The organism is Actinospineispora spinosispora DSM 44797 (genome assembly GCF_000429025.1).
Lineage (GTDB): Bacteria > Actinomycetota > Actinomycetes > Mycobacteriales > Pseudonocardiaceae > Pseudonocardia > Pseudonocardia spinosispora.
Map to the genome: position 1 here is coordinate 22,215 of NZ_AUBB01000051.1, position 16,475 is coordinate 38,689.

The following is a 16,475-nucleotide window of genomic DNA, read 5'->3' on the forward strand; positions in this document are numbered from 1 at the left end:
CATGCGCGTACGCAGCGACGATGACCTCTACAGCCTGCAGAACCGTTACCTCGGTCCGCCCGGGCGCACGATCCCGTTCCAGGCCCGCTACGTCGCCTACGTCACCTGGGCCGCATACGTGGTGCCGTTCCTGATCGTGCGCCAGCAGCTGGGCATCGCCGGGAGCACCGGGACCATGTTCGTACTGGTGGGCACCACGATCGCCACGGTCTACACGATGCGGCTGGTCAGCACCGAGCGTCCGGTCTCGGCGGTGGTGCGCATGGTGTGGCTCAACATCACCGCCCCGCGCCCCGGCGGCGAGGCGATCCATGCCGCGCCGAACCCGACCAGCGTGATGGTGACCGCGCACTACCCGACACCCAGCGACCGTCAGATGCGCCGCTCGGTGAAGAGGTATGAGCGATGACCGCCACCCCGTCGGCCCCCGCCTGGGAGCAACCCGACGAGCTACCCGCCCCGGCCCCGGCGCTCGAACAAGGCGACCAGCAGCGCTACGAGCAGGACGACGTCTACGTCGAGCACCCAGCCGGACACGGCAGCGACTACCTGCCGCAGCAGGCCGATTACCCAGCCGATTACGGGCAGCATTCGTTTGCCACCCCAGATATCCCCGCCATCGCTGTGCCCGGCTCCTCGATGAGCTACGGCGGCTACTCCGACGGACCCACGCCGGCCATCGCCGGCGCCGGGTGGGTTGCGCCGGCGCCGCAAGTGTCGGTCCCGCCGCTGCGCGCGGCCCGCGATCTGGAGACCGGGGGTGAGCCGGAGGCCGGGGCCTATGTCCCGGATCTGGCGTTGCGCGGGATCAACCGGCATTTGGCGCGGACCTCGACCGGCACGATGGCCTGGTACCACCTGGCCCCACGTGCCTGGTCGATGCGCCCGGATCACGAGCGTGAGGCGTTGATGGGCGCGATCGGGCTCGCGTTGAGCCGGCTCACCGGCCGGTGGTTGCACTGGCGGGTCACCTGGCGTCCGTATCCGGCGATGGAGTGGGCGCGTCGCCATGACCAGTGGGCCACTCCCCTGCCCGATCGGCCGGGTGGGGTGAGTTGGGATTCGTGGTTGGTGGCTCATCAGCGGGATGCGCTGCGCTCGCCGAAGGCGATCAAAGAGGTCTACCTCGGTGTCGAGGTCCGCGGTGGGCGTGGCCGGTTGGGTCGCGTCGGTGATGCCCTGGCCGCCCGGGGCGGGCGCCGCATCCGCAACCTTGCTGGGCGGCTGGTCGATACGGAGATGGCCGCGATGGACGCGGAGATCAGCGAGATCGACCAGCTCATGGCCCATTCGGCGTTGGGTGGGCGGCCGGTGTCGGCCGGGGACATGACCCACCTGCTGTATCGCTCCTGCGGGATGGGCCTGCCGTCGGCCGCGATGGCCCCGGCTGCCCCGCACACACAATGGGACACCGAGGACCTCGCGGCGGTCGACGAGCTCGCCCGCTGGACCACCGAACCGTATGCGCCGACGGTGCGAGTTCAGGGTGTGGTCGCCGGGCACCGGATGACCCGCCACGTCGCGGTCGCCTCACTCGGCCGCATGGGCGAACTAGACGTGCCCGCGGTCGACCTGCCATGGATGACGGTGCCGGATGCGCTGTCGGTTCCGGTGGAGTGGTCGGCGCGGATGCGGGTGCTCGATTCCGAGCACGCCGCCCGTTCCCTGCGCCGCGTCGCCGACCGGGTCGATGCCCAGGAACGGCATTACCAGTCTGAGCATGGGTTGGCGGCGCCGCCGGGGTTGCATCGGCAGATCGAGCAGGCTTCCCAGGTTCGCGACGAGCTCGACACCGACCACACCGGCCTCTCGGCCCGGTTCGAAGGCTGGTGGCGCCTCGCGGTCGCCGGCGAGACCGAAGCCGAGGCCCTGGCCCACCTCGAGACGCTGCGCGCGGCGTATCACCCCACGATCTCGGTCGAGCACCCTGAGGCGCAGTACCACCTGCTGCGCGAGTTCATCCCCGGCGAACCCCTCGCCACCCGCGCGCATACCCGCCGCGGCTCGGTGGGGTTTTTGGCGACGGCGATGCCGCAGGTCAGCGACATCATCGGCGACACCCACGGCCCGCTGATCTTCACCGCCGCGCACTCCGGGCGCCCGATCCCCTGGGATTTGTGGCACGACATCGACACCCGCCAAAGCTCCGGCCTCACTCCAGTCATCGGCGGCCTCGGCGCGGGCAAGACCTTCCTGATGGGCTCCCTGGCCTTCCACGCGGTACGCGCGCAGTCGGCGTTCGTCACCCTGATCGACCCCTCCGGGCCGCTGACGCGTCTGGCCGGCCTTCCGGAGTTGGCGGGTTACGCGCGGGCGGTGGATCTGTTGAGTGCGCCGGCGGGCACGTTGAACCCCTACAGCCTGATCCCGACCCCGCACCGGGCTCACTACCCGGATGGGCCGGAGGGGCGGGTGGAGTTCGAGCAGGACTGGGCCAGCGCCGAAGCCCAACGCATCACCCTGGTCATCGACATCATCACCCAACTCCTGCCCGCCGCGATCCGGCGCGACTCCGATGTCCAACAACTACTGCTGCGCTCAGTCCACGCCGTCGGCACCGACCCCTCCCACGATCTGAGTGAAGTGCTCGCCGCGCTGCGCACCCAGGGCGAGCAGGGTGAGCGACTCGCCGGGTCCCTCGACCCGATCCTGTCGACCAGCGGCCCCGCCCGGCTGCTGCTGGGCCAGCCTGACGGCGAAGTGTGGGACTCCAACACCGACCGACTGCTCGTCCTGTCCACCCGAGGCCTGACCCTTCCGCGGGAAGGGGTGGATCAGCAGGACTGGGGGTTGGATGAGCAGCTGAGCCTGCCGCTGATGCATCTGGCGTCGTGGTTGGCGTATCGGCGGGTGTATCGGCTGCCGCGGCAGGCGCCGAAGATGGTGGGGCTCGACGAGCTGCGCTGGCTGTCCATGACCGCCTCCGGGCGCACCCTGATCACCCAGTTCGCCCGAGACAACCGCAAGTTCCGCTGCCGGGTCCTGATCGCCGGCCAGCTCGCCAGCGACGTCCTGCGCCTCGGCGGAGACGAAAGCGGCCTCGCCGCCCTCTGTCACGACGTGTTCGTCGGACGCACCTCCGACGAGCAGGCCCAGGCCAACGCGCTGCGACTGCTGCGGGTCCCGACCGGGATCGGCTACGAAACCCAACTCGGACAACTGTCCGGCGGCGGGCTGTCCGAGATCGACGGCATGGCCGCCGACGCACCCCGAGAGTTCCTGTGGCGCTCGGGCGACTACTGCGAACAAGTCCGCCTCGACACCTCCGGCGAACACCTCGCCGGACTACGCCACGCCCTGGACACCAACGCCGTCCGAGCGGGCGACCGCTAATGAACGCCATCACGAGCTCACCTGAGACCACCCGGCCGGCCAGCTCGCGCCGCGCACCAGCACGGCGGCGCCGGCTGGCCCCCCGGGCGATCACCGAGGTAGCGAAGCTGGCTCTAGTCCTCGGCGTGCTCAGCGGAACTCTGCTGCTGTCCCTAGGGACCGCGTGGGCGTTCCCGCCGTTCGATGACTGCAAGAGCCCACCGGTGCCCGCCGCGCCGGACGCCGGTCTTGCCGGGACGTTCGATCCGAACATCCTGATGGCCGGGGGCGGTAACTCGCGCTATTCCACCTACGGCTACGGCGGGCTGAAGTGGGCCACCTTCGACCTCGGATGTGGCGGCGCGATCCGCGACCCGGGGGCGGCCTCGGACACCTTGTTCGGCAACTTCTTCCTGTCGATCGCGGTCGACTCCCTGGCCCTCTACAGCGGGCTGCACCAGCTGACCGCGCCTGAGCATGCTCAGCCGGGGCCGTTGTCGCCGATCGACCCGGCACCGATCAGCGCGGCGGCATCCAGCACCTCCACCGCCCTCTACGGGGTGTTGTTCTCCCCCTGGGCCGGCGTTGCCCTCGCACTGGCCGCGATGGCCACCCTGCTGGCAGCTAGGCGCGGGGACGCCGGCGCGGTCCTGAACCGCGGCGCACTGATGATCGTCGCGCTGGCCGTCTCGGCCCTGTCCTTCGGCGGCGGCGCGCAGCTGTCGACCGCGCTGCGCGAGTCGGTCACCGGCGCGCTGGACTCGGCGAGTCAGGCTCTTGGTGAGCAGATGGACTTTGACCCGGTGCGCGGCCCCCGGGACATGATTTTCAACGGGTTGTTGTGGCCAGCATGGCGCGCGGGGGAAGTCGGCAGCCACGGTAGCGAGGAGCTGGCCAACCAGCTCTACATCAACCAGTCGATCAGCGTCGCCGAACAGCTGTCCGCGGGCAAAGACACCCAGAAACTGCTGACCGACAAGGGCAATGCCTGGAAGCAGGTCGCTGCGGGCGCGCAGTCCTCCGACGTCATCGCCTACACCAACATCCAAGGCCGCGGTGACTCCCGCACCGCCACCGGCTTGCTGGCGTTGTTGCAGGTCGCGCCGTTGTGCTGGTTTCAGATCCTCACCGAGTTCCTGCAGCTGTGCCTGCTGATCTTCCTGACCTTGTCGCCGGTCGCCGCGCCCTTGCTGGGCCTGGTCAGCCTGGTCTTGCCGGACACGTTGGAGAAGGCGGTCAAGACCATCGGGGCGGTCATCGTCGGTGGGGTGGTCGCCTCTGTCGCCGGGCTGGTGCAGATCGCGCTGGCCACCAAACTCGTCGGGCAACAAGGCATCGACCAGGCCCACACCGGCGCCGGCTCCCCCAGCTGGGTCGTCACCCTGGTCATCCTCGGGATCACGATCGTGCTGCTGGCGCTGGTGCGGCCGTTCATGTCGATCCGGGCGATCCTGATCTCCTCGGCCTCACGCCCCAGCCGCCGCATGCTGAACACCACCCAGCGCGTGGTCCTGGCCAGCCACTACCTCACCAACCGCTCCTACGGCGGGTCACGACGCTCCGGCGACAAGGACACCTCGCGGCCCGACACCGACCAGCCCAAGGGCAAGGGTGGCGGCCCCGCCGACGATAGTAACCCCTCCGCTGGCGGGGGCCCGAAGTCGGGCAAGGCACCCCGCGCACAGTCCGGGCGCAACCGGACCGGTACTGGTCCGGTTGCGGGTGGCGGTGCGGGTTCCGGTTCCCGGTTCGTGGGGGCGGGTCAGTCCGGCGCGGGCGGTGGGCAAGAGGGCGCGACGCGTGGGCCGGGCAGGGTCGCCGGTCGAGGCGCCCGCACCGGTGGGATCGATCCGACCGGGCCCTCCTCGCGCACCACACGCACCACCACCGCTTCCTCGACTCGGCTGCAGGGGCGTGTCGATGTGGCCGCTGACCCGGTGGGGCGGCGGGTGAGCTCGGCGGCGAGCGCGCAGGCCACGGTCGCCAGCTCCGCGGTGGTGTTCCGCCCCCGGCCCCGCCCGTATGTGCGACCGACGGTGACCCCGGAGTTCCGCGAACCCCGCCCCACCGAGCCCCCGCGTCGTGAGCCGCAGCCGCGTCCGAGGCCGTCATGAACCGCACCCCGACCATCGCGCCGAAGGGCATCGCCGCGCCGCTGCTGCGCTGGCTGCTGTGGAGCCCCCGACGCGTCGTCACCATCGCCGCGGTCGTGCTGTGTCTGGGCGCCGCTTTGACCCACCTCGACGACCTCGCCCACCTCGTGCACCAGCCGGCCCCGGCACCCGTAGCGGCGCCGCCGGTGTCGGTGGCGCCGAAGCCGACCGTGATCCCGGTGCCGGTCCCGCCAAGTCCCGAAGCCGTCCCGTCGACGCCGGTGGCGGTGGCGACGCGGTTCAGCACCGACTGGGTGCGCCACGACGTGGATCCGGCGGTGTGGCTGGCTCGGCTGCAGCCGTTGTGCAGCGACGAGTACGGCAAGGTCGTGCTGCCCACGGTCGACCCCACCACCGTGCCCGCCTCGAAGGTCAGCGGTCCGGCGAAGCTGCTGCGCTCGGCCAACCGCACCGCGACCGTGCGGGTCCCCCTCGACCAGCTGGCGATCGAGGTGTCGCTGGTCGACACCACCGGGCGCGGGCATTGGCTGGTCACTGAGGTCGCCCCGACAGGTGGGCGATGACCTTCCTCGTCGCCGGCGCCTACGTCGCCCGCTCCCGCACCGCGCGCCGCGCGCTGCTGTGGATCCTGCTCGCGCTCGGCGCGGTCGTGCTGTCGCTGGCCTCGGTGTTCGGCATCGTCCTCGACCAGCTCGACAGCCCCAACCCCACCGGCGGCTGTATCGCCGGTGTCGCCGCGCCACCCGCACCCGGCACCTCGGCGCCTGGTCAGGCGGTGACGGCGGAACAGCAGTCCAACGCGGCGGCGATCGTGGCGACCGGCCGGGAGATGTCGGTCCCGGACAAAGGCCTGTGGATCGCCCTCGCGGTCGCGCTGCAGGAATCCGGGCTGCGCAACCTCACCTACGGCGACCGGGACTCCCTCGGGCTGTTCCAACAGCGCCCCTCTGCCGGGTGGGGGACGCCTGAGCAGGTCCGCGACCCGCGTTACGCGGCGACGAAGTTCTTTCAGCACCTGCTCGCCGTGCCCGGCTGGGAAGCCATGCCCCTGACCGTCGCGGCGCAGACCGTGCAGCGCTCCGCGTTCCCCGAGGCCTACGCACGCTGGGAACAAAAGGCCGCCGACATCCTCGCCGCCGCCGGCGGCTCCCCCGCCACCTGCGCCACCAACCCCGCCGCGGCGGCGGCGAGCGAACAAGCCCAGACCGCCCTGACCACCGCGCGGGCGCAGCTGGGCAAGCCGTATGTGTGGGGAGCGACCGGCCCGAACTCCTTCGACTGTTCCGGGCTGACCATGACCGCCTGGAAAGCCGCCGGCGTGCAGCTGCCCCGTACCTCCGCCGCCCAAGCCAGCGCCGGCCAGCACGTCCCGCTGGACCAGTTGCAGCCCGGTGACCTGCTGTTTTGGGGGTATGGCCAGCAGGCCAGCGGTGTTTATCACGTGGCTATGTCGTTGGGTGGCGATCAGATCATCGAGGCCTCCCAGCCCGGGGTTCCGGTCCGGACCCGCGCGGTGCGACTGCCCACCGGCGGCGCGCCCGGTGAACGCGAACTGCTGCCCTACGCCATCCGTCCCGGCGCCACCGCCCCCACCACCGCCTGACCAACGCCAGAGAACCGGCTGACCACGATGAAAAGGAGCGTGACCGTGAAAACCACCATCCGAGGAAGGCCCACACGCCGCCGCACCGTCACCAAAGGCCGTGTCGGGTTCGTCGCGGTCGCCCTCATCATCGCCACCACCGCCTGGGTGATCCACAACCTCGACTCAGACCCACCCCGCAAGCCCGTCGTCACCGCGCTGCAGGCCAGCACTCAGACCGTCCCGTCGACCCCACCCAAGACCCGCTCAGCCCTACCTGGCTGGAACAGCCCCACCAAGAAAGACGACGACTCCGGCGACTCGAGCTCCAAGTCCGACGACTCGAAGTCCTCAGGCTCAGACGACTCCGGCGACTCCGGTTCTGGAAAGTCCGACGGCGGCGGCTCGGGTGGCGGCAAGGGCAAGTCCAAGAAGTCGGACAAGTCCGACTCGAGTGATTCCAGCGGCTCCACAGGCTCCGACGGTTCCTCAACGCAGGGTTCGCCGGCGACCCCGTTGAGCGAGACACCCAGCGCGGGAGCCGCATCCGGCACCCCGGGTATCTCGGGTACCGGCCCGAAGGTGCAACCGGGCCCGGTGACCGGCTCCACGAACACCACACCGTCTACCGGCACCACCAACGGCGGAACCACGAGCGCCGGCACGACCGACACCGGGAGCACGGGTACCGGCAACGGGACGAGCACCGGCACGGTCCCGAATAACCAGGTCCTCACAAACCCCGGCGGCCGGGCCACGGCGTCGGTGCCGGTGACTCCGCTGGGTACGACGGGTAGCCAGATGATGCCGGTGCAGTGCCTCTCGGTGTCTCAGGCGCAACTGCCCGCCGCGGTCGCGGCGGCGGCGCCCGGCACGGTGTTCTGCCTCAACGAGGCACCCCAGACCGGCACCAACCTCGGCACCACCACGAACGGGCTGCCCTCCACCTCCACACCGGCCCTCGGTAGCGGCACCCAGGTCACCCCGCCAGCGCCGCTGCCGTCGGTATCGGTCCCTCTGGTCCAGGCGGCACCCCAGGTGACGGTCCCCCAGGTGACGGTTCCCCAGCCCACCCAACCCTCCAACTTCGACTCGACCTCGAGTTCGACCGGTTCGACTGGTTCGCCGACGAGCTTGGGGTCGGTGGGCTCGTCGGGCGCCGGTGGGCAGTGTGTGAATTTGAGCGTGGTCGCCGAGCTGCTGCACAGCATCTTCGGCGGCGGCACCACCCGCACGGGCCCGGATGGCTCGACCACGGTGTGTGGCACCGACGACGGCGACGGCATCTCCACCAACACCGTCAACGGCAAATCCGTCCCGCCCGGGGTCAGCACTACCAACGGTCAGTCGGACCAGCAGACCGACAGCTCCACCAGCGGTAGCGAGTCGTCTTCTGGGCAGTCCTCGTCGAGCTCCTCCACGTCGGATTCCGACCCGGCCTCGGCCTCGGGTGGTTCTGAGCAGGCGACGTCCTCGACCAACCGGAACGGCCAGACCAGCGGGAATGGTCAGATCAGCCAGGCCGGACCAGCGGGTCAGGGTGGTGGGAAGCCGTTGAAGATTTGGCTGACCGGCTACTCGTTCCAGGACAACACCCCGCCCGGCTCGGCGACGGTGAGCCATCCGATCGTGCACCAGAAGGCCGGCGGGACCGGCACTTACGCGGATCCGATCACGGTGGCCAGCCCGGGCAGCAGCGACAACATGGCGTTCAAACCGGGTGCGAAGTTCTATCTGCCCTCGGTCAAGCGCTACGTGATCGTCGAGGACTCCGGCGCCAGCCCCGCCCCCTCCGGCACAGACGGCCATCTGGACATGTGGGTCGACGGGCAGGGCGGCTCGAAAGCCGCCTCGGATGCGTGCATGAACCGGATCACCTCCAACTCCGCCACCGCGATCGCCGACCCGCCACCCAACGAGCCGGTGATGGCCGGGCCGATCACCAGCAACGGCACCTGCCACATCCCCGGCGCCGGCTCCGATGCACAACGCCGCCCCTAACCCACCCCTCACCAGCTCTTGCCGCTCGAGAAACGGAACCTCAGACATGACCGAGCCCCACAACCCGACACCGGACTTCCTGGACACATCCCCGAGCGTCCGCGCGGCTGCACGCGGACGGCGCGTGGCCCAGTTCGTCGCTACCGCGAGCGTATGCGGCTCGGTCGGTACCTACCTGGCGTTCTTCGCCATCTCCGTCAGCAACAAGGTCACGACAGACTCGGACATTCTCAGCCCGTGGCTGTTGGCGTGGCTGTGGCCCGCGTTGCAGGCGATCCTGCTGTTCGCGTTCGTCGGCCGCCACCGGCGGTTCACCGGGGTGTGCGCGGCGTTGTTGCTGCCGGCGATGCTGGTCAGCACGTGGATGTTCATCCCCCAGAGCATTTTCCTCGCCTCGATGGTGTGGTCGATGTTCGGACTGAACATCCTGACCGTGTTGCCCGAGCTGGCCGCGCTGGCCTACCTGATCGGTGACCGCACCTACTGGACCACCGCGATCGCGCCGGTCGGGGCCCTGACCCGTCGTCGATGCGTTGCTGGGTTGGTTGTGCCGGCGGCGGTGGCGCAGCTGGCCGTGACGGTGCTGATCCCGATGGTCATGTCGTTTCCGAACAACGCGCTCTATCTCCCGGTGGCCTCGGTGATGGGCGCGGTCGTCGCGCTCGGCCTGTATGAGCTGGTGGTCGACAAGGGCCTGTCCCGCGCGATGCGGGGTGTCGGCTACGCGGTGGTGCTGCTGTGCTGGTTGCCGTTCTGCGGCTACACCTGCTTCACGACCGCGTCCGAGCTGCTGCAGGACGGCCACGGCCTGGACCCCACGCGCTCGCCGTTGCGGATGACCATCGACGCCTGCTGGCCACTGGCCATCCCCATCCTCAGCGCCCTGGTCAGCGCCCTGATCAGCGCCGCGCGCAAGCGCCGCAAGCCCGGCGTCCACGCCGAGACGGTGTGACCCCCGTGAACCACCACTCGCCACGCCATCACCTGGAGGAACTTGCTATGTCGTTGACCGACGCCCCGCCCTCGGTGATCTCGCGGCTGCCGGGCATCGCGGCGTTCGCTGCCCCGGTCGGGCTGTGCGCCCTGACCGGTACCACCGCTCTGTATCTGGCGGGGTATCTGGCGAACACGCCTTCGCTGGATGAGCTTTCCTACCGGTTGTTCTCGAGCTGGTCGTTGTGGACCCAGCTCGCGACCGCGCTGTTCGCGGTGGTGGCGCTGGCCGGGCGGCACCGCCGAACCACCGGCGTCGCGGCCGCCACGTTGATGGTGCCCCCGGTGGTGCGGGACCTGCTGTTCTTCATCCAGGACGGCACTTCGGTGCCCTTGTTCTACTGGGCACTGTCGCTGACCAAGATGATCCTTGGGCTGTTCGTCGCGGTGATGCTGGCGTGTCTGGTGCGTCATCGCGGCTACTGGCAGACCGACCACAGCTCGCGCACGAGGGTTGTGGGTGAGGGCGTGTTGTGGCCGTGGCTGCTGTACGTCGCCCTCCCCGCGGGAGCGCTGGAAGTCGCCGCGGCCTACGGGGCGCTGGCGTTCCTGGCGACGCCGGTGCTCAACCCCTACAGCGCGCTGGTGCTATGGGTCGGGCCCCTCGCCGCCGGCGCCCTGTTCCTCCTGGCAGTCGGCCCAGGCGCCCCACGCTACGGGTGGCGCATCGGGTTTCGCCCTGGTCCTGCTCGCGCAGCTGCCACACACCCTGGTCGCCACGGCCGGCCCAGCGATCGAGACCTACTACTTCAACGGCGGCACTGGTCTTCCCCCGGCCGTCGCGGTCGCGTTGACCTGCGGCCCGGTCGCACTGCTCGCGGGCGCCCTACTGGTCGCGGGCCTGCACGCCGCCCGCACTGTCCAGGTCGGGCAGGTGCGGGTGTGATGACGAACGATCATAGCGAAGACCTGAACACCGCAGTGGAGCACGAGGCGTTGTCGAGCAGTCTTGGCGCTCGCGCCGGGGGTGCGCGGCCGGGGTGGATGCGGTTCGCCGCGCTGGTCGGGCTGTGCGCGCTAGTCGGGGTCTCCCTCGCCCAGTTCGTGCTGTTCGTGGTGGGCAGCGCGGTGCGCGGGGTGTTCCTGGCCGCGATCGGGCCGGGCTGGCCGTTGTGGCTGCCCACGGTGGTGCAGCTGTTCACGCTGGTGGCGTTGGTTCAGCGGCGCCGGCGCGCCAGCGGGGTCGCGGCCGCGGCGCTGCTGGTCCCATCGGTCGTGACCGGGGTGTTCTTCTCCACCCAGGAAGCGCCGGTGCCGTCGTACTACTGGCTGAATGTCTTGGCCGGTCTCATCCCGGCCGTGTTCATCGCCGCGCTGCTGGTCTCGCTCGTGCGCGACCCTGGCCAGTGGCAGCCGGCGCACCACGCATCTGGTCGGCGGTGGTGGGCGTATCTGTTGTGGGTGGCGGTCCCGGCGGGCGCGCTGCAGGTCGGTGTCTGCATCGGCACGCTCGGGCTGATCCCCGGGTCACTCGACCCCTACTCGGCGGTGCTGTTGTGGATCTCCCCGGCAGCGGCGGTTGGCCTGTTTCTGGCTACGGCCGGACGCGGCACCCCGGGATCGACCGCGAGGCTCGGCGCGGGGTTGGTGTTGTTGTCGCGGCTGCCGGCCATCGGGCTCGTGGCCGCAGTCGCCGCGTCCGACCCGCTCTCCTACGGCGGCGCCAGCCCCAGCCCTCTGCTCACGGTCACCGCGACCTGCGGGCCACTCGCCCTGGTCGTGACGTTCCTACTGGTCACCGGCACGCGAGCGGCGCGCGCCGACGTCACGAAGGTGTGTGCGCAATGAGCCTTGTTCGAGCAGCGGCAACCTCGGCTCGGTCGCGCCGACTGTTGAGCACTTGCGGGTGCCACGCCGCCGCGACGGTGTTCGTTCTGGTGGCGGTACTGGCCCGCGGCTCCGGCGACGCGCGGGCCGCCGACATCTCGGCCACCCGAGCCCCGGCCGCCGGGGCCCCGGCGCTTCAGGACACGATCGGGAAATGCGTGGTGGAGGACGATCCGCCGACCTCCACCCCGCAGGGTGCGCCGCTGTCGCGGTTGGACTCGAAACCCACCCCGCTCAACGCCGGCATCGGCCACCAGGGCGACACGCTGACGGTCGACCAGGTGATCACCGACTTCCCGATCCCGCCACGAGTAGCCAGTCCGCACCAGGCGATCGTGTTGGCCTCAGTCACCGCGCGTACCGAGGCCGGCGGGCCGCGCCCGAACCGCTCCCTGTCGATGATCGCTATCCGACCCGCCGGCGGCGCGGTGCTGGTCGATCACAACTGCCCACTCCACAACCCGGAAGTAACCGCGGCGATGCGCGCCACGGGACATCAGCCGCTCCCGGAGAAGGTCGCCGAGGGGCACGAGGTGAGCGGATGGCTCGCGTTCTCGGTCAACCGGGACTCCTCGGCCTTGATCCTGCGAGCCCAGATCGGAGACGACAGCGGATACGGCGACAGCGAGGCACCGGTGCTGCTGCGGAAACCCACGCCGTGACCCGGCCCGCCACCACTACAGCGGCAAGCGCTGACGACCTTCATGAAGGTGCAGGAGACATGACGCTCACTCGACCAACCGAACCGACCGTTCACGCAGGGTCGCGCCAGCCGCTGATCACCGGTGGTGTTCAGGCCGTGACGGTGTTCGTGCTGGCCGCGGTGCTGGCGGGCTGTTCGCCCGCCCCGCCAGCAGCCGGCCCGCCTGCCCCGACACCTCAGAACTCGGTGGGCCCGTGTGCGGTCATGGACGGCCCGGTGCCCTTCGCGGTCTCGGCTCCGGAGCAGGCTCCTCTGTCGAGGCTGGAGTCCACACCAGCACCGCTCGGGTCGGGCGTCGGGTCCGAGGGTGAATGGGTGACGGCCGATGAGGTGATCACCGACTTCCCGATCCCGCCGCGAGCGGTGATCCCGAGTGAGACGATCGTGCTGGTGTCGATCACGGTGCGCCCGAAGGCCCACGGGCCCCGCGCGCAGCGCTCCCTGTCGATGGTCGCGTTCCGGCCCGCCGGGGGCTCGTGGTTGATCGACCGCAACTGCCCGCTCACCGACACCGACATCACCGCCGCCATGCGCGCGGCCGGCCACCCACCGCTACCCGAACAGGTCGCGGATGGCCAAGAGGTCAAGGGGTGGGTCGCGTTCTCGGTCAACCGGTACTCCTCAGCCCTGGCCCTGCGCATCCGCATCTTTGACGCCACCGGAATCAGCACCAGCGACGTGCCGGTCCTGCTGCGGACCCCATCGACATGATCAGCCTCGCCGCCGCGGCCGCTCCGGTGCTGGCGGCCATCATCGTGGTCGTGCCCGGCCCAGCCCCCGAGCCAGGCACGACCACCACTCCAGGCACTCAGGCGCAGTCCTCCGCGACACCAGCGACCACCGGCACTCCGACAAACGCCACCACACCAAGCAGCGCGGTGACGGGCGGGACCACGGTGGCCCGGACCGCGGTGGCCGCACCGTCGTTGAGCAGCTGCACCAAGCAGGTCGCCACCCCCGATGCCCTGAGCCAGGCGTTGAGTAGCGCGGCGGGCGGAGACCGTATCTGTGTCACGGCCGATCTGGCCTCGACCCGGTTGACCGTCACCAAGGGCGGGCCCAGCCCGGCCCAGCCGGTGACGGTGGTCGGGAACGGCAAGACCGTGGTCAAGGGCATCACGGTGAAGGCCAGCAACGTGACCGTGGACGGATTCCAGGTGGTCGGTGCCTCGGCGCCGGGTATCGAGATCAGCGGGAAATACATCACCGTGCAGAACAACACGGTCAAACACCCCACCGGCGGTGACTTCGACGGTCTGCGGTTCTTCGGGGACAACCTGAAAATCCTGCACAACACCATCACCGACATCAACCCCGGCGGCGGTGGCGCGCACGCGGACTGCATGCAGACCTTCACCAGCGGCGGCGGCCCACCGACTTCGCATCTGCTGGTCGATGGCAACCGCTGCGACAACATCGACAACCAATGCATCATGGCCGAAGGCCCCGGCGACGTCGGTGATGGTGGTGGCGGCCCGGGCAAGTCCGAGGACTGGACCATCACCAACAACTACTGCCGCTTCAGCGCCGGTCAGGCGTTGATGTTCGAGGCCATCCAGAACGCGAAGATCCGCGACAACGAGTTCGTCGGCAAAGCCGACAAGGCCATCGGGTTGGACATCAACTCCACCGGCGCCAAGGTCGGCGGCAACAAACTCGTCGGGGTCAAAGCCGACGTCGGCATGTCGGAGAACTCCAAACAGGGCTACCAAGGTCCCGATCCGCAGGGGGGCCCATGATCGTGCTCGAGCATTTCGTGGTGGCCATCAGCGAGTTCCTCGGCTGGCTGCTCGCCACCCACCCGACCACCCGCCGCCAACGCCCCGCCGATCCGGGCTCAGCACCTGGGGGTGAGCGGTGAAGACCCCGCGGGCTCGTCCGCTGCTCGTCGGCTCGGCGCTGGCGCTGACCGCGCTGCTGGCCTGCGCCCACACCGACCCAGCCACACCACGTCCAGGAAGCACAGCCACGCTGCGGCTCGTCGACGGTAGTCACGCGCCGATGCCGGCAGCGTGTGGTTCCACCGGCAGCAAGTGCAGCGAAGAGGTCGCCGGCAGCGGGGGCTGGCAGCTGCAGCTCTATCGCAACTTCCCCATGACCGGCTCCACCACCCCGACCCAGGCAGTGGTGGTCATCCACGGAACGGGGCGCAACGCCGCCGGCTACTTCGCCTCGATGATGAGCGCCGCGAGCAAGGCCGGTGTTGCGGATCGGACGCTGGTGGTGGCGCCGTGGTTCAAGACCAGCGAGGACAAACCCGCCGGCAAGGAAGGGGTGTGGGTCAACGACGCGTGGAAAGCCGGCACCCCCGGCGCCCCGTCCAGCCTGTCGAGCTTCGCCGTGATGGACCAGGTGATGGCCACCCTGGCCGACAAGAAGCGATTCCCGAATCTGAAGCGGATCACCCTGGCCGGGCATTCCGCCGGCGGGCAGTTCACCCAGCGCTACGCCGCCTTCGGCAAAGCCCCAAACGCCCTAGCCGGTGTGGCGATCAACTATGTGGTCGCCAACCCGTCGTCGTTCGTCTACTTCGACGCCACCCGCCCCCAAGGCAAGCAGTTCACCGTCCCGTCGGGTGGCTCGTGTGCGGACTACAACCAGTACAAGTACGGCATGGCCGGCCGAACCGGCTATCCCGCCACTGTCACCCCCGCCCAGGCGGCGGCGAACTACACCTCTCGGCAGGTCACCATCCTGGGCGGCAGTGATGACACGGTCGATAACGGGGATCTGGACACCGACTGCGGTGCGAACCTGCAAGGCCCGAACCGGGCGGTGCGCAGCGAGAACTACCTCGCCTACATCCGCAAGATCGCACCGAACGCTCCGCACAGCCGCGTGGCGATTCCCGGGGTCGCGCATGAGAGCGACGCCATGTTCGCCTCTCCCCTGGCCTGGCCCGCGCTGTTCGGCGTCCAGGGCGCGCGGGGTGCTCAACAGGTGGACCAGTCGCGGTGAGCGTCCAGGAGGTCCTCGTCGCGCGTCTCGGCGCTGTCCTGTCGACGATCGTGATCATCGTGCCCGGCCCGGGGACCGGCGTCGAGCAGCCCGAGTTGCCCGCGAGCGCGCCCAGCACCGTCACGGTGCCCGCCGTCCCGCAGGCCTCACCGGTGCCATCTGCCGGACTGTCGAGAAACAGTCCCAGTGCGGTCGATGCGTCGGTTCCGGTGAGCGCGGCGACGGTCATTCAGGGCCGGGGCGGCACGGTCCGGGTCACTGATGCGGCGTCGCTGACCTCGGCGTTGTCGGCAGCTCAGCCGGGGCAGACGATCGAGATGGCGGACGGCACCTACAGCGGCAAGTTCGTCATCAACACTGCCGGGCAGCAGGGCAACCCGATCACCCTCAAAGGCTCCCGCAAGGCCGTGCTCGATGGTGGTGACCTCGCCAGCGGCTACACGCTGCACCTCAACGGCGCGAGCTACTGGCAGCTTGTCGGGTTCTCCGTCACCGGCGGGCAGAAAGGCGTCATGGCCGATCGGACCAGCCACAGCCTGATCTCAGGGCTCGATGTCGGCAACACCGGCCAGGAAGCCGTCCACCTGCTCAACTTCTCCACGAGCAACGTCGTGCAGAACTCGGTCATCCACGACACCGGCAAGGGTGATCCGCAGTTCGGTGAGGGACTCTACTTCGGGACTGCGAAGTCGAACTGGGCGAAGAAGTCCGGCGGCAAACCGGACAAGTCGGACAACAACAAGGCCATCGCCAACACGTTTCGCAACATCACCGCCGAGAACATCGACGTCAAGGAGGTTATCTGGGGTCGGGGACGGGAGTTGGTGACGTCGGTAGCCGCCCCGTCTGGGAGGTCAGGGGTCTCCTCTGTCCGGTTGCTCGCGGCTGGTTGGGGTCCTGGTCTCGGGGTTGGCTGGTGAGCATGGTGGGTTCGGTGGCCGCGGGGTTGTTGTCGGTGATCATCGTGATCGTCCCTGGTCCTGCT

General features: G+C 69.7%; 14 protein-coding genes. All 14 read left to right on the forward strand.

The features are described 5' to 3' along the window. The first annotated feature begins 1 nt into the window (after position 1). From G406_RS48600 to G406_RS48630, 14 genes are read left to right on the forward strand one after another with little or no spacing between them, the layout of a single operon-like run. A complete protein-coding gene (locus G406_RS48600; RefSeq protein ID WP_051342452.1) occupies positions 2 to 409 on the forward strand; it encodes a hypothetical protein in 408 nt (135 codons plus the stop codon). Beyond that, entirely contained in the window at positions 406 to 3,333 is a 2,928-nt protein-coding gene (locus G406_RS48605) for an ATP-binding protein (RefSeq protein ID WP_051342453.1), read from the forward strand. Before G406_RS48600 ends, G406_RS48605 begins: the two co-directional genes overlap by 4 nt. Next, a complete protein-coding gene (locus tag G406_RS0121175; RefSeq protein WP_028935349.1) occupies positions 3,333 to 5,426 on the forward strand; it encodes a hypothetical protein in 2,094 nt (697 codons plus the stop codon). Before G406_RS48605 ends, G406_RS0121175 begins: the two co-directional genes overlap by 1 nt. Beyond that, entirely contained in the window at positions 5,423 to 5,989 is a 567-nt protein-coding gene (locus tag G406_RS54305; RefSeq protein WP_051342454.1) for a hypothetical protein, read from the forward strand. The genes G406_RS0121175 and G406_RS54305 overlap by 4 nt, the downstream gene beginning before the upstream one ends. After that, positions 5,986 to 7,029, forward strand: coding sequence for a C40 family peptidase (locus G406_RS0121185; RefSeq protein ID WP_051342455.1), 1,044 nt, complete (start codon positions 5,986 to 5,988; stop codon positions 7,027 to 7,029). Before G406_RS54305 ends, G406_RS0121185 begins: the two co-directional genes overlap by 4 nt. A 45-nt stretch (positions 7,030 to 7,074) precedes the next feature. Continuing rightward, on the forward strand, positions 7,075 to 9,009 hold the full coding sequence (locus G406_RS54310) for a hypothetical protein (protein ID WP_156935048.1): 1,935 nt from the start codon (positions 7,075 to 7,077) through the stop codon (positions 9,007 to 9,009). Positions 9,010 to 9,055: 46 nt separating this feature from the next. Next, the gene (locus G406_RS0121195; RefSeq protein ID WP_028935351.1) at positions 9,056 to 9,961 is read left to right on the forward strand and encodes a hypothetical protein; all 906 of its coding nucleotides are present in this window, start codon (positions 9,056 to 9,058) and stop codon (positions 9,959 to 9,961) included. 47 nt (positions 9,962 to 10,008) lie between these two features. After that, positions 10,009 to 11,790 (forward strand): hypothetical protein, encoded by a 1,782-nt coding sequence (locus G406_RS0121200; RefSeq protein WP_028935352.1) that lies wholly within the window; start codon positions 10,009 to 10,011, stop codon positions 11,788 to 11,790. Then, positions 11,787 to 12,491, forward strand: a complete 705-nt coding sequence (locus G406_RS0121205) for a hypothetical protein (RefSeq protein ID WP_156935049.1) — start codon at positions 11,787 to 11,789, stop codon at positions 12,489 to 12,491. The genes G406_RS0121200 and G406_RS0121205 overlap by 4 nt, the downstream gene beginning before the upstream one ends. 59 nt (positions 12,492 to 12,550) lie before the next feature. Then, positions 12,551 to 13,243, forward strand: coding sequence for a hypothetical protein (locus G406_RS57120; protein WP_028935354.1), 693 nt, complete (start codon positions 12,551 to 12,553; stop codon positions 13,241 to 13,243). Beyond that, positions 13,240 to 14,271, forward strand: a complete 1,032-nt coding sequence (locus tag G406_RS55995) for a right-handed parallel beta-helix repeat-containing protein (RefSeq protein WP_084216273.1) — start codon at positions 13,240 to 13,242, stop codon at positions 14,269 to 14,271. Before G406_RS57120 ends, G406_RS55995 begins: the two co-directional genes overlap by 4 nt. Then, positions 14,268 to 14,393 (forward strand): hypothetical protein, encoded by a 126-nt coding sequence (locus G406_RS59430; RefSeq protein WP_281172504.1) that lies wholly within the window; start codon positions 14,268 to 14,270, stop codon positions 14,391 to 14,393. The genes G406_RS55995 and G406_RS59430 overlap by 4 nt, the downstream gene beginning before the upstream one ends. Further along, complete coding sequence (locus tag G406_RS48625) at positions 14,390 to 15,490, forward strand: alpha/beta fold hydrolase (protein WP_051342459.1); 1,101 nt, start codon at positions 14,390 to 14,392, stop codon at positions 15,488 to 15,490. Before G406_RS59430 ends, G406_RS48625 begins: the two co-directional genes overlap by 4 nt. Then, complete coding sequence (locus G406_RS48630; RefSeq protein ID WP_051342460.1) at positions 15,487 to 16,410, forward strand: right-handed parallel beta-helix repeat-containing protein; 924 nt, start codon at positions 15,487 to 15,489, stop codon at positions 16,408 to 16,410. Before G406_RS48625 ends, G406_RS48630 begins: the two co-directional genes overlap by 4 nt. Positions 16,411 to 16,475 lie beyond the last annotated feature (65 nt).

Excerpts from the sequence above, each read along its gene's own strand:
- G406_RS48600 (WP_051342452.1), top strand. The coding sequence starts at position 2 with ATGCGCGTACGCAGCGACGATGACCTCTACAGCCTGCAGAACCGTTAC.
- G406_RS48605 (WP_051342453.1), top strand. The coding sequence starts at position 406 with ATGACCGCCACCCCGTCGGCCCCCGCCTGGGAGCAACCCGACGAGCTA.
- G406_RS0121175 (WP_028935349.1), top strand. The coding sequence starts at position 3,333 with ATGAACGCCATCACGAGCTCACCTGAGACCACCCGGCCGGCCAGCTCG.
- G406_RS54305 (WP_051342454.1), top strand. The coding sequence starts at position 5,423 with ATGAACCGCACCCCGACCATCGCGCCGAAGGGCATCGCCGCGCCGCTG.
- G406_RS0121185 (WP_051342455.1), top strand. The coding sequence starts at position 5,986 with ATGACCTTCCTCGTCGCCGGCGCCTACGTCGCCCGCTCCCGCACCGCG.
- G406_RS0121195 (WP_028935351.1), top strand. The coding sequence starts at position 9,056 with ATGACCGAGCCCCACAACCCGACACCGGACTTCCTGGACACATCCCCG.
- G406_RS0121200 (WP_028935352.1), top strand. The coding sequence starts at position 10,009 with ATGTCGTTGACCGACGCCCCGCCCTCGGTGATCTCGCGGCTGCCGGGC.
- G406_RS0121205 (WP_156935049.1), top strand. The coding sequence starts at position 11,787 with ATGAGCCTTGTTCGAGCAGCGGCAACCTCGGCTCGGTCGCGCCGACTG.
- G406_RS57120 (WP_028935354.1), top strand. The coding sequence starts at position 12,551 with ATGACGCTCACTCGACCAACCGAACCGACCGTTCACGCAGGGTCGCGC.
- G406_RS55995 (WP_084216273.1), top strand. The coding sequence starts at position 13,240 with ATGATCAGCCTCGCCGCCGCGGCCGCTCCGGTGCTGGCGGCCATCATC.
- G406_RS59430 (WP_281172504.1), top strand. The coding sequence starts at position 14,268 with ATGATCGTGCTCGAGCATTTCGTGGTGGCCATCAGCGAGTTCCTCGGC.